20 protein-coding genes and 2 other annotated features are annotated in these 23,160 nt (G+C 34.7%); of the genes, 14 read left to right on the forward strand and 6 right to left on the reverse strand.

Features of this window, described 5'->3' with window-relative positions; translation table 11 throughout:
• Positions 1 to 43: 43 nt before the first annotated feature.
• Positions 44 to 1,024: an aldo/keto reductase gene (locus NYE52_RS04965; RefSeq protein WP_341192042.1), complete on the reverse strand. Its 981-nt coding sequence runs from the start codon at positions 1,022 to 1,024 to the stop codon at positions 44 to 46.
• Positions 1,025 to 1,185: 161 nt separating this feature from the next.
• Positions 1,186 to 1,416, forward strand: a binding site (T-box leader).
• Positions 1,417 to 1,452: 36 nt separating this feature from the next.
• Positions 1,453 to 1,680: a binding site (T-box leader), on the forward strand.
• A 41-nt stretch (positions 1,681 to 1,721) separates the two neighbouring features.
• Between NYE52_RS04965 and thrS the strand changes: the two genes are divergently transcribed.
• The gene (gene thrS / locus NYE52_RS04970) at positions 1,722 to 3,641 is read left to right on the forward strand and encodes a threonine--tRNA ligase (protein ID WP_341192043.1); all 1,920 of its coding nucleotides are present in this window, start codon (positions 1,722 to 1,724) and stop codon (positions 3,639 to 3,641) included.
• Positions 3,642 to 3,692: 51 nt separating this feature from the next.
• Here thrS and NYE52_RS04975 read toward each other — a convergent pair whose 3' ends face one another.
• Positions 3,693 to 4,115, reverse strand: a complete 423-nt coding sequence (locus tag NYE52_RS04975; protein WP_341192044.1) for a DUF4395 domain-containing protein — start codon at positions 4,113 to 4,115, stop codon at positions 3,693 to 3,695.
• 94 nt (positions 4,116 to 4,209) lie between these two features.
• Positions 4,210 to 4,599, reverse strand: a complete 390-nt coding sequence (locus NYE52_RS04980) for a helix-turn-helix domain-containing protein (protein ID WP_341192045.1) — start codon at positions 4,597 to 4,599, stop codon at positions 4,210 to 4,212.
• Positions 4,600 to 4,767: 168 nt separating this feature from the next.
• Here NYE52_RS04980 and NYE52_RS04985 point away from each other — a divergent pair, with 168 nt between their 5' ends.
• The 10 genes from NYE52_RS04985 (at position 4,768) to NYE52_RS05030 (ending at position 17,172) form a co-directional block, all read left to right on the forward strand.
• Complete coding sequence (locus NYE52_RS04985) at positions 4,768 to 4,971, forward strand: helix-turn-helix transcriptional regulator (protein WP_341192046.1); 204 nt, start codon at positions 4,768 to 4,770, stop codon at positions 4,969 to 4,971.
• A gap of 54 nt (positions 4,972 to 5,025) precedes the next feature.
• The gene (locus NYE52_RS04990) at positions 5,026 to 5,343 is read left to right on the forward strand and encodes a hypothetical protein (protein WP_341192047.1); all 318 of its coding nucleotides are present in this window, start codon (positions 5,026 to 5,028) and stop codon (positions 5,341 to 5,343) included.
• 92 nt (positions 5,344 to 5,435) lie between these two features.
• A complete protein-coding gene (proC, locus tag NYE52_RS04995) occupies positions 5,436 to 6,251 on the forward strand; it encodes a pyrroline-5-carboxylate reductase (protein ID WP_341192048.1) in 816 nt (271 codons plus the stop codon).
• A 405-nt stretch (positions 6,252 to 6,656) separates the two neighbouring features.
• Positions 6,657 to 8,267, forward strand: coding sequence for a response regulator (locus NYE52_RS05000; protein ID WP_341192049.1), 1,611 nt, complete (start codon positions 6,657 to 6,659; stop codon positions 8,265 to 8,267).
• 1 nt (position 8,268) lies between these two features.
• Positions 8,269 to 8,760, forward strand: coding sequence for a hypothetical protein (locus tag NYE52_RS05005; protein ID WP_341192050.1), 492 nt, complete (start codon positions 8,269 to 8,271; stop codon positions 8,758 to 8,760).
• Between the two features lie 15 nt (positions 8,761 to 8,775).
• Positions 8,776 to 9,300: a HEAT repeat domain-containing protein gene (locus NYE52_RS05010; RefSeq protein WP_341192051.1), complete on the forward strand. Its 525-nt coding sequence runs from the start codon at positions 8,776 to 8,778 to the stop codon at positions 9,298 to 9,300.
• The gene (locus tag NYE52_RS05015; RefSeq protein WP_341192052.1) at positions 9,301 to 10,713 is read left to right on the forward strand and encodes a glycosyltransferase family 2 protein; all 1,413 of its coding nucleotides are present in this window, start codon (positions 9,301 to 9,303) and stop codon (positions 10,711 to 10,713) included.
• The gene (locus NYE52_RS05020; RefSeq protein WP_341192053.1) at positions 10,710 to 13,946 is read left to right on the forward strand and encodes a hypothetical protein; all 3,237 of its coding nucleotides are present in this window, start codon (positions 10,710 to 10,712) and stop codon (positions 13,944 to 13,946) included. The genes NYE52_RS05015 and NYE52_RS05020 overlap by 4 nt, the downstream gene beginning before the upstream one ends.
• Positions 13,947 to 13,958: 12 nt before the next feature.
• Entirely contained in the window at positions 13,959 to 14,324 is a 366-nt protein-coding gene (locus tag NYE52_RS05025) for a response regulator (protein ID WP_341192054.1), read from the forward strand.
• Positions 14,314 to 17,172, forward strand: coding sequence for an ATP-binding protein (locus tag NYE52_RS05030; protein ID WP_341192055.1), 2,859 nt, complete (start codon positions 14,314 to 14,316; stop codon positions 17,170 to 17,172). The genes NYE52_RS05025 and NYE52_RS05030 overlap by 11 nt, the downstream gene beginning before the upstream one ends.
• A gap of 87 nt (positions 17,173 to 17,259) precedes the next feature.
• Here the strand turns inward: NYE52_RS05030 and NYE52_RS05035 are convergent, their stop codons facing one another.
• A complete protein-coding gene (locus NYE52_RS05035; RefSeq protein WP_341192056.1) occupies positions 17,260 to 17,832 on the reverse strand; it encodes a YitT family protein in 573 nt (190 codons plus the stop codon).
• 209 nt (positions 17,833 to 18,041) lie between these two features.
• Here NYE52_RS05035 and NYE52_RS05040 point away from each other — a divergent pair, with 209 nt between their 5' ends.
• Positions 18,042 to 19,691, forward strand: coding sequence for a M20/M25/M40 family metallo-hydrolase (locus tag NYE52_RS05040; RefSeq protein ID WP_341192057.1), 1,650 nt, complete (start codon positions 18,042 to 18,044; stop codon positions 19,689 to 19,691).
• A gap of 73 nt (positions 19,692 to 19,764) precedes the next feature.
• On the opposite strand, the gene NYE52_RS05045 is transcribed toward NYE52_RS05040, so the two are convergent.
• Complete coding sequence (locus tag NYE52_RS05045) at positions 19,765 to 20,763, reverse strand: inorganic phosphate transporter (RefSeq protein ID WP_341192058.1); 999 nt, start codon at positions 20,761 to 20,763, stop codon at positions 19,765 to 19,767.
• A 14-nt stretch (positions 20,764 to 20,777) separates the two neighbouring features.
• Positions 20,778 to 21,395, reverse strand: coding sequence for a DUF47 domain-containing protein (locus NYE52_RS05050; protein ID WP_016201885.1), 618 nt, complete (start codon positions 21,393 to 21,395; stop codon positions 20,778 to 20,780).
• Between the two features lie 307 nt (positions 21,396 to 21,702).
• Here NYE52_RS05050 and NYE52_RS05055 point away from each other — a divergent pair, with 307 nt between their 5' ends.
• Both NYE52_RS05055 and NYE52_RS05060 read left to right on the forward strand, forming a co-directional pair.
• A complete protein-coding gene (locus NYE52_RS05055; protein WP_341195116.1) occupies positions 21,703 to 22,203 on the forward strand; it encodes a GNAT family N-acetyltransferase in 501 nt (166 codons plus the stop codon).
• A 49-nt stretch (positions 22,204 to 22,252) separates the two neighbouring features.
• Positions 22,253 to 23,092, forward strand: a complete 840-nt coding sequence (locus NYE52_RS05060; RefSeq protein WP_341195117.1) for an SDR family oxidoreductase — start codon at positions 22,253 to 22,255, stop codon at positions 23,090 to 23,092.
• The last annotated feature ends 68 nt before the right edge of the window (positions 23,093 to 23,160 follow it).

Here is a 23,160-nt window from a genome sequence, read left to right on the forward strand (position 1 = left end):
ATATTTGCTAGTTAAAGTGATATCGTTTTAGTAGTACAAAAGATTACTTGAATCCGAGTACTGGATGAGGAATATATGGCTCTTCTAAGCTGGCAATTTCCTCTTGTGTCAATCCTAATGAAAGAGCAGCGACTGCATCTTCAAGATGATGGAGCTTCGTCGCGCCAATAATAGGTGCAGTAACAGGTTCTTTTTGTAATACCCAAGCAAGTGCAACCTGTGCACGAGGCACACCGCGTTTTTCCGCTATTGCTTTCACACGTTCTACTACTTGGCGGTCCGCTTCTTCTGTGTGGGAATATAATGTTTTTCCGAATTCATCGGACTCTTTGCGAGTACTTGTTTCTTCCCAATCTCTAGTTAAACGGCCACGTGCCATTGGACTCCATGGAATAACCCCAATTCCTTCTTCTTTACAAAGCGGCAGCATTTCACGTTCTTCTTCGCGATAGAGAAGGTTTAAGTAATTTTGCATAGATACGAAACGTGTCCAGCCATTTTTCTCGGCTACATGATTTGCTTTCAAAAATTGCCATGCATACATGGAGGATGCACCAATGTAGCGGGCTTTTCCAGCTTTAACTACATCATGTAAAGCTTCCATTGTTTCTTCAATCGGAGTTTCATAATCCCATCTATGTATTTGATAGAGATCGACATAATCGGTACCAAGCCTTTTTAAACTATTGTCAATTTCACTCATAATTGCTTTTCGGGAAAGACCAGCACCATTTGCACCTTGTCGCATTCTGCCATGAACCTTTGTTGCAAGAACGACATCATCACGATTCGTAAAATCATGCAATGCACGTCCTACTATTTCTTCGCTTGACCCATCAGAGTAGACATTTGCCGTATCAAAAAAGTTAATGCCAAGCTCCAAAGCTTTTTTGATAAATGGACGACTTTCGCTTTCTGTTAATGTCCATGCATGCCCACCACGATCGGGTTCCCCATAACTCATACAACCAAGACAAAGACGAGAGACTTCTAAACCAGTAGAACCTAATTTAATATAATCCATTTGCTACTCCTCCTTTTGGTTTTATTATATAATCCGTTTATTAAGAATACGAGGGAAATGAATTGTATTCTGAGTAATATGAAAAACCTGTTTGCAAAATAATGAAAATTAAGGTTGCAACTTTTTCCACTCTGTAATAGAATATAAAAAAATCGACCATTTAAAAAGCAAAGACAAGGACATGAGTTACTACTTCGGTTTCCAGAGAGGGAAGAATTGCTGAGAGCTTCCTAACGCAGAATGAGTAGCTTACCACCTTTAAGCTGTATTGGGGAAAATTAATAGTATCCAATACCGTAGACGCAACGTTACTGCACCAAGCCATGATAAAACCATTACGTGTTTTCATGGGAATTTGGGTGGAACCACGGGTAAACGCACTCGTCCCTTTCTTTAGGGATGAGTGCGTTTTTTGTTTGCAATTTCATAATTAAGCGATGAAAAGGACATGAATTATTTTTACTGTTATCAGAGAGGGAAGAACAGGTGCGAGCTTCCTAGCAAAGGAAAATAATTTACCACCTTTGAGCTATATTGATGAACTAGAAGTAGTCAATATCGTTTATGCAACGTTACTGCACCAAGCCATAAGAAAACGATTTCGTTTTTTTATGGGAATTTGGGTGGAACCACGGGTAAAAACACTCGTCCCTTCTTTAGGGACGGGTGTTTTTTTATACCCAAAAATAAAAAAGGAGTGAAAGAAATGATTCAGGTAGTATTAGCAGATGGAAGTAAAAAGGAATATCCAAAAGGTAGCACAATTGCAGAAATTGCGGAGTCTATTAGTGTTAGCTTAAAGAAAAAGGCAGTTGGCGGAAAACTCAATGACGAATGGTTTGTAGATATGAGCTATTCAATAGAGGAAGATGTACATTTGTCTATCATAACAATAGATTCCGAAGATGGTGTATCCATTATGCGTCATTCCAGCGCCCATGTAATGGCACAAGCAGTGAAAAGATTGTATCCCAATGTTCAGTTTGCGATCGGCCCCGTTGTGGAAGACGGCTTTTATTATGATATGAAGCTCGACCATAGCTTAACTTCAAATGATTTAGAAGCTATTGAAAAAGAGATGAAAAAAATCATCAAGGAAAATCTTCCTTTTATTCGCAAAGAGGTTTCGTATGAGGAAGCAAACGCGCTTTTTCAAGCGAAGGAGGAGAAATTTAAGGTGGAGCTCTTAGAAGCAATACCAAACAATGAACCGATTTCCCTCTATCAACAAGGAGAGTTTATTGATTTATGTCGTGGAACGCATCTTCCTTCTACAGGATTTATCAAAGCATTTAAACTAATGCGTGTATCTGGTGCTTATTGGAGAGGGGATAGTAAGAACGAGGTATTGCAGCGAGTATATGGCGTTGCTTTTTCGAGTCAGCAAGAATTAGCGGAATACTTGGAGATGATAGAAGAAGCTGCTAAAAGGGATCATCGAAAGCTAGGAAAGCAATTGGAGCTGTTTATGTTTTCAGAAGAAGCGCCTGGCATGCCGTTTTATTTACCGAAAGGACAAATCATTCGTAATGAATTAGAGCAATTTTCAAGAGAGCTTCAGGGAGAGGCTGATTATGAAGAAGTAAGGACTCCACTGATGATGAATGAACGAATGTGGAAGCAATCAGGGCATTGGGATCATTATCATGAAAATATGTATTTTTCTGAAGTAGATGATCAAAAATTTGCATTGAAGCCGATGAATTGCCCGGGACATATGCTTATTTTCAAAAATAGTCTTTACTCTTATCGTGATTTGCCCATTCGATTATCTGAGTTTGGTCAGGTCCATCGTCATGAATATAGTGGTGCATTGAACGGAATGCTTCGTGTTCGTACATTTTGCCAGGATGATGCCCATCTGTTTGTAAGAGAAGACCAAATAGAAGGGGAAATAAAAAGCATCTTTCAATTAATTGATAAAGTCTATCGTACTTTCGGATTTGAATACACTGTCGAACTTTCTACTAGACCAGAGGATTCTTTGGAAGGCGATGATATGTGGGAATTGGCAGAAGGTGCATTAAGAAATGTTCTAGAGGACCTAGAAATTGATTATATTCTTAATGAAGGAGATGGAGCATTCTACGGTCCGAAAATTGATTTTCATATAAAGGATGCGTTAAAAAGAAGTCATCAATGTGCAACAATTCAGCTTGATTTTCAAATGCCAAAGCTCTTTAACTTAGCTTATATAAATGAGAATAATGAAAAGGTCTGTCCAGTCGTTATTCACCGTGCTATATATGGGTCGATTGATCGGTTCTTTGGAATACTAATCGAACATTTTGCAGGTGCCTTTCCTGTTTGGCTTGCCCCAACGCAGGTTGAAATTATTCCTGTATCCAATGTTCATCTAGAATATTGCTTAGAAGTTCAATCTGCTCTCAAAAAAGCAGGTATTAGAGTGAAAATTGATGACAGCAATGAGAAATTAGGCTATAAAATTCGAGCAGCGCAAATGCAAAAGATCCCATATATATTAGTTCTCGGCGATAAAGAAAAGGAGCAAAAGGAAGTAAATGTAAGAAAGTATGGAGAAGCAGTTTCTGAGGGACTATCTCTAGAAGCATTCAAACATATAATAGAGAAGCAAATAAAAGAGAGAAGTTTGTAAATAGGAAGGGATTCTATATAAAGTTATATGGAATCCCTATACATTTTCTATTTACAGGCTGCGATTATATTGATACTTCTTCCATTGAAATCGGATAAAACAACCGATACAAAATCCGAGGATTGCAATTATAGAAGCAAGCCCAACCATAACCGCAAAGATATAGCCAACAATAGTCCAGTTTAGGAAAAAGGAAATAGAGCTTACTGCTAAACAAACTACAGCAATTATTTGGTTAAACTGCTGTTGATCCCAGTCTTCTTGATGGTATTCCTTCTTAGGCTTTTTAAGAAACAAACTTGCTAGTTTCATAATAGGATTCCATTGAAACAATAATCCGCATAATCCTGCTAAAAGGGGAATAAGCATAATCCAGTATTGCTGCAAGAATAAGCTAAGTAAAACGGAAAGAAAAATGACCCATTGATTCGTACGCACTAATGGTAGTGGAATTGTTTTCGCTAGATTAGTCATAAAAAACCAACCTTTCTTATAAGGATTATGTATATTATACGCTCTTATAAGTAATTTGTTAAGAACAATGAAAAACTTGTAAGGATAAGCATTCTTACAAGTTTTTATGCTGTTTCTCTTCTTCTAAAAAACTCCATAGTCTATACAGTTGAAGAACTGTTTTTTCCGGGTCGTTTATTAAATGGTCATACATAGTTGGATATTTCTGTAATTGAGAAAGGAGTACAGCTTCTTCTATTGTAATCTCTTTTTCTGTTGTATGATACGTAGCTCTTGTTTCTTTTGTCTCTGAACGGCCAAGGAGATAATCAGTGCTTACATCAAAATAATCCGCAAGTTTTTGTAATGTGTCTGTATCAGGTTTTCGATTACCCGTTTCATATCCTGAGATAGATACTTTTGTTACATTCATTGCATCCCCAAGCGTTTGTTGAGAAATGTTAGCAGACTTTCGTAAATATCTCAATCTTTCTGGAAAATTCATCTGAACCAGCTCCTCATTTCGATACTTCTATTATAAGTTAACAAATAGCTAACAGTAAATAATGAATTTTTGTTAACAAATTCGGAATTTTATATTGATGTAAACCACTTGTTTACGTATAATTTTAATAAGGAAAAAAATGATAATGGAGAAGATGAGGTGTAAAAAATGCATCGGAATAAACTGCGCATCATAAGAAAGCAATATGGCTATACCTATCAAATGATGGCTGATAAGTTAGGGATAACAAAGTCGTATTATTGGCAAATCGAAAATGGCAAACGAGGTTTATCTTATGATCAAGCAGTACAGATATCTAGTATTTTTTCAAAAACACCAGATGAGATTTTTCTTCCAGATTATATAAAGTAAAATGATTATTTCGTTATAAGAATAGAATTTCCAATGAATGAGGGAGGCTAAAAAGTGAAGGAGCAAATATACGTAACCGAAGAAAATCTTTTATTAATAAAAGAAGCGTTGGATTTAAGTATAAGAAATGCGTCCAAAGGAGTTCTATTCATTTTAGAAATGGTAAAGGAGAAAGTAACGAATAGTAATAATAGTATGTTGAAACTGGATGGCATGGAAATGGAAATCATTCTTGTTTCACTAATTGAATATGGGATTTTTTTGCTATCATTCCATTCGGCTAAAGGAAATTTATGTTTGAAGGAAGCAATCAGAATGGATGAGATCAAGCAATATTATCAAAGGAAAAATGGTCCGAAAATAATGTGTTAACTATTCTTTTTACCTAATAGCTTAGATGGAATGTTTGATTTTCTTCTCGTACTATGTAAGAGTAAAGAGACTAACGCGAGAGGAAGATCAGAGTGGAAAAAAGAAAAGTAGGATTTATTGGTTGTGGAAAAATGGCTCAAGCGATGGTAAACGGAATGCTTCAGTCTGCTTTTATACAAAAAGAAAATATGATAGCAAGTACAAGGTCTATCAAAAGTGCCCAAATTGTGAAGGAAGCTTTTCATATTGAAACTACATTAGATAATAAACAGGTAGCAAGTTTTGCGGATGTTCTAATTATCGCAGTGAAACCACATCTATATGGAGAGGTTTTGCAAGAAATCCGTTCTTATGTGAAGGAAGAAACAATCATTGTTACAGTTGCTGCTGGAATTGATATAGGATACATAGAATCTCAAATGTCCATAAAAACAAAGGTTATTCGTTCCATGCCAAATACTCCTTCTCTTGTTGGAGAAGGGATGACTGTATTTTGTGCAAATGATCGAATTAACGAGCAAGAAATTGCTTTTATAAAAGAAATGTTTGCCTCATTTGGGAAAGTAGAAGTGGTAGAAGAAAATTTAATGGATTATATTCCGGCTATTAGCGGTTCTTCCCCAGCATATGTCTATATGTTTATTGAAGCATTGGCGGATGGCGGTGTTCGAAGTGGGATTCCAAGAGATAAAGCATATAAATTAGCTGCACAATCTGTTTTAGGGGCAGCAAAAATGGTTTTAGAAACAGGTAAGCATCCAGGTATATTAAAAGATGAAGTATGCACACCTGGTGGAGCAACGATTGAAGCAATAACTACGTTGGAACAACACCAATTTAGAGGGACGATTTTAGCAGCGATGGAAAGCTGTGACCGTAAAAATCGTAAAATGCAAAAGCAAGATTAAAAGGCTTATATTCCCTAAATTAGATATAAAGTTTCTCTATCCAATTCAGTGTTCTTTTTATATAATGAAAGTAGCTTCTCTAATAAGTAAAATGTACTAGTTAATCTAGGTATAAATAATAATTAAAAAACATTGTTTATGAATCAGGCCAGTTTCTTGGTCTGTTTTTTTGTGCACAATCTTTTTGTTTTTCCACTCTTGAACTTCGGTAAGAATTTCGCCATAAGCATAGGAGAATTCGAGACAGATAAAGGAGATAGGAAGAAAAAATGCCACTTATGGAAGTTTCACTATTTTTAATAAAGGAAGAATGAAAGCAAGATTAATTATTTTATATAGAATGAGAAAATAACAAAATAGGTTTACCATAGATGCGCTTCTAGTGAAAAGGTAGGGGAAGAGGTATTGGATAAATATAAAGCGATATTTATTACAAGAATGACACAGCAATTAAAAAATTTATTAAACAAACATGATACAGAGATGATAAAAAATGAAGATGTGTATGGCTTGTTGCATACAATTAAAGGTACTTCAGGTACTTTGGATTTGGACTTATTGTTTCAATTGGTTTCAGGTTTAATGACAAAAGTAGAAGAAAGAAAGGTAGATTGGACACATTCTGAACTAAAGTACTTTTTACGTGAATTACTAGATATATGTGAAGAATATGAGCATTTTCATGAGGAAATAAATCGTATCCCAGATTTTAGAGATACAGAAGTGCCACTTATCCAGTTAATTGATGATGATATTTCTTTATTAATTTTTTTAAAGGAAATGATGGAACGGAAAGGTTGGATGGTAATAGCTAATTCCAATGCGGAACACGCAATTGAACAATTTTATAGCATGCAGCCAGATTGTATCATTATCGATATTAATCTTCCTATTAAAACTGGATTAGATGTTCTTGATGATATTCAAAAGCATACAAAGCACTCCTTTGTTCCCAAAATTATATGTAGTATTGATAACTCAAGAGAAAAAAGAATAGCGGCATATAAAAAGGGGGCAGATGATTATATTGAAAAGCCACTCGATATAGAAGAATTTTTGATTCGAATTGAGCGACATCTTGAAAGAAAAAGGATATTTGACCAATCCGTGCTGATTGATGAATTAACAGAGGTATATAATCGTAAATTCCTAAAGGATTCATATAACCGATTTATTAGTGATGTAGTTCGGACGAAAACGTCAGGAACTATAGCGATTATCGATATTGATCATTTTAAAAAAGTGAATGATACGTATGGACATGTTATAGGTGACAAGGTATTAAAGGAGTTTGCACGTTTTTTAAAAAATAATATTAGAAGTACAGATACTCTTTTTCGTTACGGTGGAGAAGAATTTGTTATCTTTTTTCAACGTGCAATAGAATCTGATGTAGCAGATGTTTTAAATAGAATGCTGAAACGCTTCTCGAAAATGATTTTTGAAGCGGATGGAGAGCGTTTTTCGCTTGCTTTTTCTGCGGGAATATTTGAAATTGAAACAGGTGATGTCCCTCTAAATAAAGCACTAGAGGTAGCAGATGAGGCCTTATATTTAGCGAAGGAAAATGGTCGTGCGTGCATCAAAAGTGCTAATAAGATGAAGGGAAAATCAACTAAAAAGCTATTAAATATTTCAATTGTAGATGATGATTCCCTTATTCGATCTATTTTAAAAAATATATTGGATTCCATCGAAATAAATAATCTTACAATCGATGTCAAAGAATACGAAGATGGAATTCAATTTCTTGAGTCGAATCGCCTGCAAGAGAATGGCATGCATTTTCTCATTTTAGATGGAATTATGCCAGTCATGGATGGGCTGGAGCTACTGCAAATTGTTAAAAAGACTGCTTATAAGCATAATGCCCATATCCTCATGTTGACTGGTAGAAAGAGTGAACATGATATTGCGGAAGCATTAAGGCTAGGGGCAGATGATTATGTAACAAAACCATTCAGCATTAAAGAACTACATGCAAGAATAGTAAGGTTAATTACGAGGATGATTTAATTTGGAGCAAGAGATAAAGCTTTTACAAATCGTTAGTACCACCTTAGTTGTCCTATTAATATGTTTATTAATCTATTTAATTATTAGGAAGGCTGTTGAAAATAGGCAATTGGAAAGAGTGAAAGGAAGAAAAAAACAGCTTGTATTGCCGGTTTTTGAGTATCTAAGGGATGGGAAGGAAATATCGGAAACGGTTAATCAATCGAGAATAGAAAAACAGGCGATAGAACAAGTCCTCACTGATTTCGCTGAAAGAATAGAAGGAGAACAGGAGGAAGAGCGACTTCACGAACTTGCTGTTTTCTATTTGAAAGCTAACTATGTTAAAGAAATGAAGGCGAGAAATTGGAGTAAACGGATGAATGTCCTTTATAAGATTGAGGCTTTTCATATGCGAGAAATGGAGCGGAATGTGATTAACCATTTACAATATAGGAAATGTACAGTCGAAGAAAAAATTCAGATTTATCGTATTCTAGCAGTTTTTCAGTAAGAAAAAATTTGGACTATGATGGATGAAGATAAGAGCCTTTCAGAGAAGAATTATCGAAGCATTTTGCTCCGTTTAAAGCCAGAAATGTTTGAGGAGTTTATTCGTCCCTTTTATTATTGTAGGGAAGAATTGCAATTAGCTATTTTAGATGTAATAAGTATGAAAAAGGAAGTAGATTATCTCGTATTTTTGGAATCTATTTTTGAGAAATACGATGGTGAGATAAAATTAAGAGCTTTGAAGGCTATTTCCTCGATTGGTTATGTGAGAAATATAGAAGAGTATCTTTTTTTAACCAAGTCTAAAAAATGGCAGGAGAGAATGATGGTTGCTAAACTATTAGGTTCTTATGAAGAGCAACATCTTTATTTATTAATAACGCTTCTCCATGATTCGTCTTGGTGGGTTCGATCACAGGCAGCTGAATCCATCATAAACTTTAAAAAAGGGAGAGCCATTTTGCTAGAAATTATTAAGCACTCCAAAGATACATTTGCACAAGATATGGCCAGGGAATGGTTAAATAAAGGAGTTAATTAGATGGTATATCCATGGTGGTCAACTGCCGTTCAAATCTTTGCTTCGTTCATTTCGATTTATATGGTATTCATAATATTGTTTTATTCCATTATCCTTTTTATTTCCATGCTTCAATTGCGGAAAGAATATAAATTAAATCGAGAGGATACCTTTGATGATGTTTCAAATGAGTGGTATACCAAACCAGTTTCGATTATTGTTCCGGCATATAATGAAGAGGCTGGAATCATACCTAGTGTACGCTCCTTGTTAAGTGTTAACTATCCTCAATTTGAAATTATTGTTGTGAATGATGGGTCGAAGGATCTTACTTTGCAAAAAATGATTGAACAGTATGATATGGTTAAAATCGAAAAGGTTGTTCGGAAGCAGATAGCAACAAAGCCTATTAAAGGCATTTATCAGTCGAGATTATTACCTAAATTATATTTGATTGATAAAGAAAATGGAGGAAAGGCAGATGCTTTGAATGTTGGTTTGAATTTTTCCCATTATCCTTATATCTGTTCTTTAGATGGTGATTCTGTTCTAGAGAGAGATGCTTTCTTAAAAGTTATGAAGCCTATTATGGATAGTAATGAAGAGGTAATTGCCTCAAGTGGCAGTATTCGTATTGCGAATGGTTGTACGGTAAAGAATGGACAAGTACTAGATATAGGGTTGTCTCATAACCCTTTCGTCATTTTACAAATAATCGAATATTTAAGAGCTTTTCTTATGGGGAGAATTGGATTAAGCAGGCATAATTTATTATTGATTATTTCAGGTGCCTTTGGTGTCTTTTCGAAAAGCTGGGTTATGAAGGCTGGAGGCTATCGAACAAACACCGTTGGGGAAGATATGGAGCTGGTTATTCGACTTCATCGGTTAATAAAGGAATCTAAAGACAAAAAGAAAATCGTTTATGTTCCTGATCCAGTATGCTGGACAGAAGTTCCTGAAGAAATGAAGTTTTTAAGAAGACAACGAAGAAGATGGCAACGGGGACTATTCGAAAGCCTTTGGACCCATCGAAAGTTAACGTTAAATCCCAAATACGGTAATATCGGCTTAATATCTTTTCCTTATTTTTGGATTATTGAATTTTTTGGACCTATTGTTGAATTATTGGGTTACATATATACTATTGCTGCTCTTTTTTTGGGTGGAATTTATTTAGAATTTGCTATCTTAATTTTTTTACTTTCATGTATTTATGGATCGATTTTTTCAATGGCCGCCGTATTATTAGAGGAGTGGAGTTTACGTAAATATCCGAGAGTCTCTCATATTATATACTTGTTTCTCTATTCCTTAACGGAAACATTTTGGTATCGTCCATTAACTGTTTTTTGGCGATGTGAGGGGATATGGCAATTAATAAGTGGGGACAAAAGTTGGGGAGATATGAAGCGTAAAGGAGTATCCAAATGAAATGGAATAAATCGATTGTTTTCTTTATACTCATTATTTTTTTTATTGGGCTTCTAACAAGCCCTTTTTGGCTTTGGAAATTAAAGGGTACGAAGGAATTAAATGTGTTAATTATGGATAAAACCGTCCCTGATTCTTCCTATCGCGAGCACGAAGGTCTTGTATGGATTTTAAACAATCAAAAGTATGTAAAAAGCACAAATGATTCCTATATAAAGCAAAAGGATTATGTAGGTTTTAAACCAGATGCAAACAAGAACGTCCGGGTATCCACTTTACCAGAAGATTTATCTAAATATGAGGTGATATATTTTACCGATCAATATGGTGTTTATGAAGAAGAATATTTTGGAATGAATAATCTTGGGGAAAGATCAGAAAAAATCTACGGCGGGCTAGAATTAGAAGACATAGCAAAAGTGGAGGAGGCATTGTTTCAGAACGATAATAAAACGCTAATTGCTGAATTTAACACCTTTGCTAGTCCGACTAGTGATGAAGCACGGGAAAAGATAACGAATCTGCTACATGTTTCATGGAGTGGTTGGATAGGTAGATATTTTTCGGACATGGAAAGCTCGGAAGTTCCTATTTGGGTTAAAGAGAATTATGAGCGTATTTATAAGGAAAAGTGGGCATTCAAAGGGTTTGGAATGGTGTTAATAAATAAAGATGATCATGTCGTTGTATTGTCTGGAGATGAGCTTAATCGTGGGAAGATGCAATTTTCTACCACTGGAAAGGGGGAAAAAATATTTGGTGAGTCCATTACTTCAGAATATGGCTATTGGTTTGATATTGTCGAAGCAAAAGAAATGAACGATGTTCTAGCTACCTATACTTTTCCAGTAAATAAAAAGGGAAAAGCAATCATAACGGAGTATGGTTTGCCTAGTCAATTTCCAGCGATTATTCAAAATAGTAATCAACAATATACGTCTTATTACTTTGCAGGTGATTATGCAGATGAAGCAGAAGTACCTGCTATTTATGAAACAGTGGGGCTTGATCGCTGGAAAAGAAATGTTACTTACCGTCATTCCTTTTATTGGAATAGTTATGTCCCTATCATGAACCATATTTTAAAGGACGGGTTACATGATAATAAGGAAAAGGCTATGGTAGAAACTACTACTATAAATAATGTAGAAGTGAATACGAAAACAAATGATACATATATTCAAGTACTAAAGGATAATAAATGGACGAACTTTCTTGTTAAAGGGGTTAATATGGGAATCTCTAAGCCCGGTTCTTTTCCTGGAGAAACAGCCATAACAAAGGATGAATATTTACGATGGTTTAAAGATATTGGCGCCATGCATGCAAATACAATAAGAGTTTATACATTACATCCACCTGCCTTTTATCAAGCATTGTATGAGTATAATCAGTTGGCAGAAGAGCCTTTATACCTCTTTCATGGTGCATGGATAAATGAAGAAATACTAATTGGGGAACAGAATGCATACGCAAAAGAAGTGCAGAATGATTTTGATCGAGAATTAACGAATATGATTGATATTATTCATGGAAATGCTTCGATTCCAGAAAATCCAGGGCATGCCTCTGGAGAATACACGTATGATATATCTAAATACGTACTAGGAATTATGATTGGAATCGAGTGGGATCCAGAAGTTGTGAAAAACACGAATGAACAAAATAAAGAAAAAGCAATCTATCAAGGAACTTATTTTAAAACAAAGGATGCCTCTCCTTTTGAAAGTTGGCTTGCTTTAAAGATGGATGAAACAGCAATATATGAGGCGGAGAAATACGGATGGCAACATACAATGAGTTTTACGAATTGGGTAACAACCGATTTGCTTGAACACCCTTATGAACCAGATTCACAAGAGGATATGTCTGTTGTCAATCCCAATCATATTGAAGCAACAAAGAATTTTCAGGCTGGGTTAGTTGCCTCTTACCATGTATATCCGTATTATCCAGATTTCTTAAATTATGAGCCAAAATATCAGAACTATATTAATAAACAAGGAAAGCAAAGTAATTATGGTGCCTATTTGCAGGATTTAAGAAAGGCTCATAATATGCCAGTATTAATTGCTGAATTTGGTGTACCATCTTCAAGAGGAAAAACCCATGATAATATTAATGGAATGACACAAGGCTTTCTTTCTGAGCAAGAACAAGGAACATTTGATAAAGAAATGTTTGAAATGATTGTCGATGAAGAATATGCCGGTGGATTAGTCTTTACATGGCAGGATGAATGGTTTAAGCGGACATGGAATACGATGGAATACGATAATCCTGATAGAAGACCTTTTTGGTCCAATATTCAAACGAATGAGCAGCATTTTGGGTTATTAAGTTTTGATCCAGGTAAATACGAACCTTCTATCTATATAGATGGGAGTCTAAAGGATTGGGAAAGGTTACAAGTTCCACCCTTCTATTCAGATGCATCGTTAGAGGATGGAATGCAGTCTATCTATATTAGTAGTGATGAACAACAAGTAAATATACGGATTGACTATCATCAGCCCCTAGACTTACAGAAAGATACTACCTATTTATTGCTTAATACAATAGAGAATCAGGGGCAAAAAACGATTTCATTAGGAAAACAAGAGATTAAATCAGATGTTGGGGTGGACTTTCTCATCAAAATTGCTGATAAGGAATATTCGGAAATAGTAGTAGACAGTTATTATGATTCTTTCCACTATCAATATGGGTCTATCTTACATATGGTTAAGGAAGAATCCTATGCAAATAAAAAGAATAATGGCGTATTTCATCCTATACGCTTGACCTTAAATAAGGAATTAAAGATTCCAGATGCCAAAATTCCATTTCATTCTTATGTGACAGGTCAACTACTATTTGGAAATGGGAATCCAAATAGTAAAGATTTTAATAGCTTAACGGATATCAGTGTGAGTAAAGATAGAAAATCAGTTGAAATTCGTATACCTTGGGCGTTGTTGAATATTAAAGACCCAAGTCAAAAAGAAGCGATGGCGGACTTATGGAAAAAGGGCTTAGAAGGAAGCGAGTATATTAAGGGAATTCAAATAGCGGCCGTAATGGAAAAAGAAAATAAATTAATTTCTTCCTTGCCAGCGCTTTCAAAAGAGGGGTGGATATCATCTGCTTCTACTAAATGGTATACATGGGATGAATGGGAGAAACCAGTTTATCATGAGCGGTTAAAAGCTTCTTATTATATACTGCAGGAAGCTTTTTCAGAAATAAATTGAGGGGGAACAGAATTGAAAAGAATTTTATTAGCAGAAGATGAAGAAGTTCTAAGAATGTTAATAGTGGATACATTAGAAGATGACTATTTGGTAGATGAGGCTCAGGATGGAGAAGAGGCATTTCGATTAATTCAGGAAAATCAATATGACCTATTAATACTTGATTATATGATGCCAATTATGACGGGACTAGAAGTGATTGAAAAAGTAAGAACAGATAAAGAAAGAGAGCATCTGAAAATTATGATGCTCTCTGCTAAGAGCCAAGCGAATGAACAACAAGAAATTATTGAAGCTGGAGCTGATTATTTTATGGCAAAACCATTTAGTCCACTTGCTTTATTAGATAAAGTAGGGGAAATACTTGATGAGGATTAAATCGTATCTAAGTAAGAGCATATCTAGGCAGTTTGTTGCTTTGATGTGTTTTTTCAGTTTACTATTTCTTATTGGATGTTTATTTCTTGCAATTGGCCAGAAGGAATTGAATGACCAGTATGCAGAAGAAAGAGCAGACCTATTAGAAAAAACATCAATTGTTAGAGAGTTACAAGGTAGACTAGAAAATGCGTTGCTAGATGCAAGAGGATATTTCGCATTTAATAACACAGCTATGAAATCAGCTGCTTTAAAGATGGATGCTGAGACGAACGAGCTTGTTGAACAATTTAAAGCTGTCTCTAAAACCGATGAAGATAAAGTATTAGCGGAAGAATTGGCAAATTTCCATACCTATTATTTCAAAGAAATTTTGCCACAAGCACTAATTTACTTTGAAGAAGGGGAAGTGGAGAAGGTTATACAAATCTCCGAAGATGGTGGAGCTAATCAAATTAGTCATATAAAGGATTCGTTAAATAGCTATTTAGGTTCCATGACTAATCAGCTAAATAGTAAGGTAAAAGAATTAAATAAAAATATTACGATTTTGGAACTGAGCTTTCTTGTTTATATTATTTTGATTATGACTATTATTTATTGGATAGGGAGAATTGGAATCAAAAAAATAGGTAAACCCTTATCTGATTTGTCACATGCTGCAAATGAAATTGCAAAGGGAAATGATGCGCAAATAAGAGTGGATACAAAACGAGTAGATGAGCTAGGAACCCTTTCGATTGCATTTAATCATATGTATCAAAGTATACAGGATAAAGAGCAGGATTTAATGGCGCAAAACGAGGAACTAATTGCCCAGCAGGATGAGCTGCATGCTCAGCAGATAGAGCTAGAAGAGGTAGTAGAAACGGTTCAAGCAAATAAGGAATCATTAAAGCGAAGAAATGAATTGATTAATAGTATCTCTAATTCGTTATATAAGGATGATGTGCTAGAAAGTATTATTATTCATCTAGCCGCAATTCTACAGGCTGACAGAGGAATTATATTATTACTTAAGGATCAAGCTTATGCATCGTACGGAATTGTGGAAGAAGGGGCTACACAATTTAAGAACCATGTATTTAAAGGAATGCTTGATCGTTTAAAAAAAGCGAAAGAACCATTTATTATCACAAGAGAAATGGTATTGTCTGAAAAAGGCTATCACCTTGAAAAAGGATTTACACATGATTTGTATATCCCTGTCTATAATTCAGATAATGAAATAACAGCAGTAATGATGCTAAGTCGCTTTAGTGATCCTTTCTCCGTATTTGATAAGGCAGAATTTATAGCACTAGCAAAACAAATTAGTATTTCACTAGATAAAATTGAATTATTTGAGCAAACAGAGAATGACCGTGAATTAAATTTAGATATATTAAACACACTGCAAGAGGGTGTTCAGGTGGTTTGTGATATAGGTGAAGTAATTCTTGTGAATAGAAAGTTTGAAGAAATTGTCGGAAAATCGAATGAAACCATTTTTAATCCAGGTAGTGCGTGGGATAAATGGAAACATCATTTAAAGGCTCACTTTACGGAAGCAGAAGGATTGTTGAATTACATTCAAGCGTCTATGAAGGAAAAACAAAATAATGCTTATATCGCTTTCATGAATGATGGCCGAGTGATTAACATTTATGCAGAAGAGCTCTATAGAAAAAATGAAAAGTTTGGGACAATCTTTGTATATAGGGATATAACCAAGGAATATGAAGTTGATAAAATGAAGTCGGAGTTTGTAAGCACGGTAAGTCATGAACTGCGTACACCGTTAGCAAGTATTCTCGGATTTACAGAATTAATGATAAATCGCGATTTAAAGGTCGAAAAACAGAAAAAATACTTACATACGATATATGGAGAAGCTAAAAGATTAACTTCCTTAATAAACGATTTTCTAGATATTCAAAGAATGGAAGCTGGGAAACAAACCTATGAAAAGAAGTACATTGATCTCTTACCAATTGTGGAAAGAGTCAAAGAAAATTTATCCATTCATTCAACTTCTCATCCAATAGAAATTAATCAAATGGTAGAGGAAACACTAGTATTGGGAGATAAGGGTAAGATAGAACAGGTTATAGAGAATCTCCTTAGTAATTCTATTAAATACTCTCCAAATGGAGGGAAAATAGAAATAAAGTTATATAAAGAGAATCAGCAGCTATGTGTTGCCTTTAAAGATGAAGGGTTAGGTATACCAGCATCTGCGATGGATAAGCTATTTTCAAAATTTTATCGGGTGGATAATACAGATCGAAGAAAAATTGGTGGAACAGGCTTAGGACTATCAATCGTGCAAGAAATAATGAATGCGCATGATGGAAAAGTGAAAGTAGAATCGGAATTTGGGCAAGGGAGTACTTTTACATTAGTTTTTCCACCTATCCATACGAGTAATAGGTTAAATCTCGAGGAATCTATAGAAAATAAGCAATTGTACTCTGTTATGGTTATAGAGGATGATATTAGCTTGGGAGAATTAATTGTTCATGAATTAAAGGACAATGGATTTCAGGTCGTCTATTATAAAACAGGGCAAGAAGCCATTCAAATGTTAGAAAAACATCCAACCGATGCTTTGGTACTTGATATTATGCTGGAAGATGAAAAGTTAGACGGCTGGGAAATTATGAATTGTATGAAGGGATCAGAAAAGCTAAAAAACATTCCCATCATTATTTCATCGGCGCTTGATGAGAAAGAAAAAGGCTTATCACTAGGAGCGATGGATTACTTAGTAAAGCCTTATCCACCAAGCGAGCTTTCCAAAACAATCATGCAGACTTTATTAAAAATGGGAAAAGTAGGACAAGTCTTGATTCCGGAAAAAGATTAAAATAGACGGAAATTAGCTTGCTTTTCGAGTTTGGAAATGTAAATACGTATTTAATAGGAGAGGTAATAAATGCCTCTCCTATTAAATTTAGGTGGAACTCTTTTTTTTCGATAATAAGGTCGTAAAGATAGCGACACAAAAAATAGTCAAAAAAGAAGCTATAAGAGTAGGGAGACCAACAATTTTATAGCCGCTTAATAACACAATCCCGTCTATTAAAAAGATGATGATTCCCACTTGAATGGATAAGATATTTGCTAGAACTTGAGCAAGAAGGTCTGTTCCGCCAGTGCTTGTCTCAAACCGAAGCATAAGTCCAATTCCAACCCCAATAATCACTCCACCAACAATAGCGCTTACTAAAAGATTCAGTGAAAATATTTCACGCAAAAAAGAAAGTACATCAATGGAAAAAGAAGAAATGAGAAATCCAATAATTCCATAAAAAAAATATTCCTTATTATAAAACCAAACGAGTATATATAATGGAATACTTAAAATAATCATTGAAAGACCTGTTGGAATTTCATAGTGATAATGAAGGATAAGTCCAATTCCAATAATACCACCGTCTAGAAGATGATGTGGTACTAAAAATCCATTAACCCCAATGCCTATTAGTAAGCTCCCGACAAAAATGGCAGCAATTTTTTCCATCAATAAACATCATCCTAACTTTAACTTGTCCACTTTACTAATACCTATGTGAAAATGAAGAAAAATAGAATGGTTTATGAGGAAGGGAAAAAATAATTTAATAAGCGAGTTTACTAGTCTAAAGAATAATTTGAATAGACAGAAAAATAGGTTGTCAGATAGGAAGAATAGCAATAAACTTAAAACTAAAAGAAAAATCAGGGGATGAAGGCATGTATAATCAATTGGCAGCTTTAGCAACGGAACAGCAATTGGAATTTTTAACGAAACGACTTACTGAAATGGAAAGCTATAATGGAACTACTGGAGAATTAGATAAGGCTAATTATTTATATGAAATCATCGGGTCCTTTCCTTATTTTCAAGCAAACCCGGATTTTGTTTGGAAGCAGGAATTAGATGGAGATAATCGGATAAATGTATGGGCTTATTTGCAAGGTGATTCGGATAAAAAAGAAACGGTCCTTTACCATGCACATGTGGACACAGTGGGGATAGAGGATTATGGAAATCTTAAGGATATTGCACATCAACCGGAAAAGTTAGCTGAATTTTTTCGGAACTACGAAGGAGATGAGGAGGCTAGAGCAGATGCACGGAGTGGAGAATGGATGTTTGGGAGAGGATCCCTTGATATGCAAAGTGGAATAAGCATTCATCTAGCAAATCTTCTCTATTATATGAACCATCGAGAAAAATTAGAAGGAAATATTCTACTCTTATTTAATGTAGATGAGGAAAACCAGCATGTAGGAATTAGAGGTGCCTTAAAAGAGCTAGTTAGCCTTCAGCAAGAAAAAGGATTATCATATGTGGCAGCTATTAATAATGATTTTATTTCTCCTTTATATAATGATGATGAAGCAAAATATGTATATTGTGGGGGAGCAGGAAAGCTTTTGCCGTGTTTTTCTATTACTGGAAGAGAGGCGCATGTCGGCGAAAGCTTGCTTGGAATTGATCCGACATTAATTGCTTCAGAGATTAATAGAAGCATTAATCAAAATTTTTCTCTCGCTGAAAAGCTAGAAAATGAATTAGTGCTACCCCCTAGTTGCTTGTTTATGAAAGAAAATAAGCAAAGCTATAATGTTCAAACACCTGTTAGTATCAGAATGTATTTCAATTATTTTATTTATAAAAAAACGCCAAGTGAAGTATTAGCATCCTTAAAAAAGATTGCTCAAGCAGCGTGTACAAAGATAGAGAATGAATTAGCGGATAACTACTTGGCGTATCGTGAAGCGAATAAGCTTCCAGGCAGGTCTATTAATTGGAAGACAGAAGTGATGACTATTCAGGAATATATGGATTATTTAACAGAGCTTGGGGAAGAACCAGAAAAGCTATTGAATAGCTTACTAGCAAATTTATCGGAAGATTTAGATGATCGATTAAAAGCATTTGAACTAATAGAAGCTTTACAGCAATTAGATCCAGAAAAGAAGCCTCGGGTAATTCTCTTTTTTGCGACACCATTTTTGCCATCCAATACATTACAAGAGGATGAAAAGTCTGTTTATCTAAAAGAAGCTTTGAGAGAAGTATTACAGGAGGCGGAAGAGGAGTACAAGGAGGTATTTCCGTTAAGAGGATATTTCCCTTATTTATGTGATGGGAGCTTCTTAGCTTTTCATGGCAATCAAGCCGAGATTGAAACAGTGAAAGCAAATTTTCCAGGCATGAATGCATTATTTCCATTAGATCTTGAAAAAATGAGTAGTCTTAATATTCCTGCGTTAAATATTGGAGTCTATGGAAAAGGTGGGCATAAATGGACGGAAAGAGTGTATAAACCCTATACTTTTCAAACACTACCGTTACTTATTAGAAAGGTTACAGAGAGATTGCTTACCCTTTAAATAATAAAAAAGGCATCTTTCCCTTATTGGGTAAAGATGCCTTTATGCTATGGTTAATTGCACCAGACCTATATTAAAAAAAGAAATGAAGAATATAGTAACAAATGGCAGCGATACTTGCTGAAATTGGTAATGTGATTACCCAAGTAATAACCATTCTTTGTGCAGTTCCCCATTTAACCCCTTTTAAACGGTGGGATGAACCAACACCAAGAATAGAAGAAGAAATAACATGGGTTGTACTAACTGGCAGGTGGATTAAGGTAGATCCAAAAATGATCATTGCTCCTGTTATATCAGCAGCCACTCCATTTACTGGACGAATCTTCATAATATTGCCACCGACTGTTTTTATAATTCTCCATCCACCAACAGATGTTCCAAGTCCCATTGCTGTAGCACAAGCAAACTGCACCCAAAATGGCACATCGCCTGTGGAAACATAATTATTAGCTAATAATGCCATGGTGATAATCCCCATGGCTTTTTGAGCATCATTTGTACCATGTGTAAAGGATTGCAATGCGGCCGTAAATATTTGAAAATAACGGAATCGCCTATTTGTTTTTGTTAAATTTAAATCCCTAAAGAAGAATTTAAAGATGGAGTAAATGATAAATCCAACGATAAAGGCAAGGATTGGTGAAATAATCAATGCCTGAATAATCTTAATAAAGCCATTGTAATTAAGAGATGCAAAACCGGAAGAAGCTATGGCTGCCCCAGCGATTGATCCAATAATTGCATGGGATGAACTACTTGGTATCCCGAAATACCATGTAACTAAATTCCAGATAATAGCGGAAATCAATGCAGCAAGGATAACGAGAGAACCATTTGTTAATTCAAAAGGATCTACGATACCCTTTGTAATTGTCTTTGCAACACCAGTAAAAGTCATGGCACCAACAAAGTTCATACATGCTGCCATAATAATTGCGTGCTTTGGCTTTAACGCTTTCGTCGATACTGCAGTAGCAATAGCATTAGCTGTATCATGAAAGCCGTTGATAAAATCAAATGCTAATGCAAAGACAACGATTAATATAGTAAGTATTAGTAATGTATTCATTGGAAAAAGGCTCCTTACGCGTTCTTCATAATAATACTTTCAAGTGTGTTTGCAACACTTTGACAGTAGTCTGCAATATCCTCAAGATTTTCGTACACTTCTTTATATTGGATAATGCGAATAGGATCTTTTTCTACGGAGAATAAGTTTTTAATAGATTGACGTAAAATACCATCACATTTTGATTCATGGTCTTTAATTCTAATCGCGTATTCTCTAATTTTAGGTAATTTTTTTGTTGTAAGCAGATCTACTGCTTTATCAATTTCCACTGCACAATTCTTGATTTCTTCCACAAAGCGAAGCATATATTCATCAGCGCTAATAATATTGTACATTTCAAATAGTGCTGCTGTGTGTTCTAAACCATCCAATACATCATCCATACTCATCGTTAGAGCAAGAATGTCTTCTCTTTCAATCGGTGTAATAAAGGCTTTATTTAATTCAGTGATTACTTCATGAACATATGTATCACCTTTAGTTTCGATTTCTTTCATTGTTTCAGAAAAAGTTTTTAAATCGCTAACGTTTGTTAATTTATAGTCAGCAAAAAAGTCTGCTCCTTCTTTTAAATTTGAAGCGATATTTTTTAACATAACAGCAAACTTATCTTGTTTTTTAAAAACCATTGCGGTTACCTCCATTAATATATAACAAATTATGACTAAGCCTTACATATTTTATAGGAAACTTGTCGAATAGCCTAGTATTTTTTTAATAAATTTACAAAATCTTAATATTTGATTTACGAAATTTTAAGGAAATAACCTTACATATTTACAAAGTTTATATTTATTTAACATTTTTTCTCTGTTTAGAATGGAATGAAATAGTTGAATTTCTTCCTTTTACTCGTTGCTATCCAACAGTGTCCAAATTATTATTCCAGAATATAGTAATAACATAATGTCCTAGAAAGGAGGAGATACAGTGTTAATGGATGACAAGATTCTTATTCGAAAAACACTAGAGACGGAATTAACTTATGTGAGAAAAACAGAAAAAGATCCTACTAATAGTCCCTTTATATTACAATGGTCATTACAGGAACATAAAAAGGCACTCACTGATAACCCTAATATCTTGCATTTACTTGTTGTCGAAAGATCATCGAATAAACCAGTTGGGTATGTCCTAATAAATGGATTGGAAGATGAAAATGATAGCTTGGAAATAAAGAGAATCGCATTTTCGGAAAAAGGAAAAGGATATGGAAGAAAAATGCTCCAATTAATTAAAAAATGGGCTTTTACTGAAAAGAAAGCAAATCGGCTATGGCTTGAAGTAGTAGATCATAACGAACGTGCAAAATCTCTTTATGAATCAGAAGGATTTAAGGTAGAGGGATTGCAGCGAGAAGCGATAAAAATAAATAATAATTATCAATCCATCTATATGATGTCTTTATTAAGTCGAGAATATCATTGCAGTGAATGAATATTTAACAAATAATGGATGTAATATAAAGGAAGAAAAAGGTGAAAAAGTGGAGAAACAAGTAGTCCTAATAACAGGAGCAAACAGTGGATTTGGACAATTAATGGCGCTAGAATTTGCCAAAGAAGGTTATATGGTTATAGCATCAATGAGAGATAAGAATAAAAGTAAACAATTATTCGATACCGCAACAAAAATGGGGGTAATATCCAATATTAATATCATCTCTTTGGATATTACTTCTGCCCAATCTATAGAAAGCTTAAAAATAATTTTGCAGAAAATTGGACAAGTTGATTTATTAATAAATAATGCTGGTTATGCAGGAGCTGGTTTTTCTGAGGAAATTCCAATTGAAGAATATCAGCTGCAAATGGATACGAATTTTTTTGGAGCGATTCGAGTTACTCAATGTGTGCTTCCATTTATGCGAGAGCAAGGAAAAGGGATGATTATTAATATGAGTAGTATAAGTGGAGAAATTGGGTTTCCAGGTTTATCTCCATATGTTTCCTCTAAGTTTGCATTAGAAGGATGGAGTGAGGCTATAAGATTAGAGTTGGCTCCTTTTTCTATTCCAGTAATCCTTGTGGAACCTGGTTCTTTTCAAACTAATATTTGGACAACAGGGAAGAAGGTAACTATAAAATCTACCATGTCTTCGTCTCCGTATTTTTCATACATGGAACAATTGGATACATATTTACAAAGAAATAGAAAAAAGGATGGAAAACCCATCGATGTGGCTAAAAAAGTAGTTACAATCGCGCAAACAAAGCATCCAAAATTGCGCTATGTAATTGGGAAAGGAACGAGAAGTACAATCCTATTAAAGAATATATTACCATGGAAATGGTGGGAGAAAATCGTTCTATTTATCTTAAAGTAAAAATATAGTAAGAAGTAGTCATTTAATTTACAGAGCAAAGCATAAATCAAATTTATAGAGAAGTATTC

It is taken from the genome of Niallia sp. FSL W8-0635, assembly GCF_038007965.1.
Lineage (GTDB): Bacteria > Bacillota > Bacilli > Bacillales > Cytobacillaceae > Niallia.

Bases quoted from the DNA above. Each gene is read 5' to 3' on its own strand.
- NYE52_RS05055 (WP_341195116.1), top strand. From the start codon at position 21,703: ATGGATGACAAGATTCTTATTCGAAAAACACTAGAGACGGAATTAACT.
- NYE52_RS05050 (WP_016201885.1), bottom strand. From the start codon at position 21,395: ATGGTTTTTAAAAAACAAGATAAGTTTGCTGTTATGTTAAAAAATATC.
- NYE52_RS04980 (WP_341192045.1), bottom strand. From the start codon at position 4,599: ATGAATTTTCCAGAAAGATTGAGATATTTACGAAAGTCTGCTAACATT.
- NYE52_RS05040 (WP_341192057.1), top strand. From the start codon at position 18,042: ATGTATAATCAATTGGCAGCTTTAGCAACGGAACAGCAATTGGAATTT.
- NYE52_RS05010 (WP_341192051.1), top strand. From the start codon at position 8,776: ATGATGGATGAAGATAAGAGCCTTTCAGAGAAGAATTATCGAAGCATT.
- NYE52_RS05045 (WP_341192058.1), bottom strand. From the start codon at position 20,763: ATGAATACATTACTAATACTTACTATATTAATCGTTGTCTTTGCATTA.
- NYE52_RS04985 (WP_341192046.1), top strand. From the start codon at position 4,768: ATGCATCGGAATAAACTGCGCATCATAAGAAAGCAATATGGCTATACC.
- NYE52_RS05030 (WP_341192055.1), top strand. From the start codon at position 14,314: ATGAGGATTAAATCGTATCTAAGTAAGAGCATATCTAGGCAGTTTGTT.
- NYE52_RS04965 (WP_341192042.1), bottom strand. From the start codon at position 1,024: ATGGATTATATTAAATTAGGTTCTACTGGTTTAGAAGTCTCTCGTCTT.
- NYE52_RS05020 (WP_341192053.1), top strand. From the start codon at position 10,710: ATGAAATGGAATAAATCGATTGTTTTCTTTATACTCATTATTTTTTTT.
- NYE52_RS05015 (WP_341192052.1), top strand. From the start codon at position 9,301: ATGGTATATCCATGGTGGTCAACTGCCGTTCAAATCTTTGCTTCGTTC.
- NYE52_RS04975 (WP_341192044.1), bottom strand. From the start codon at position 4,115: ATGACTAATCTAGCGAAAACAATTCCACTACCATTAGTGCGTACGAAT.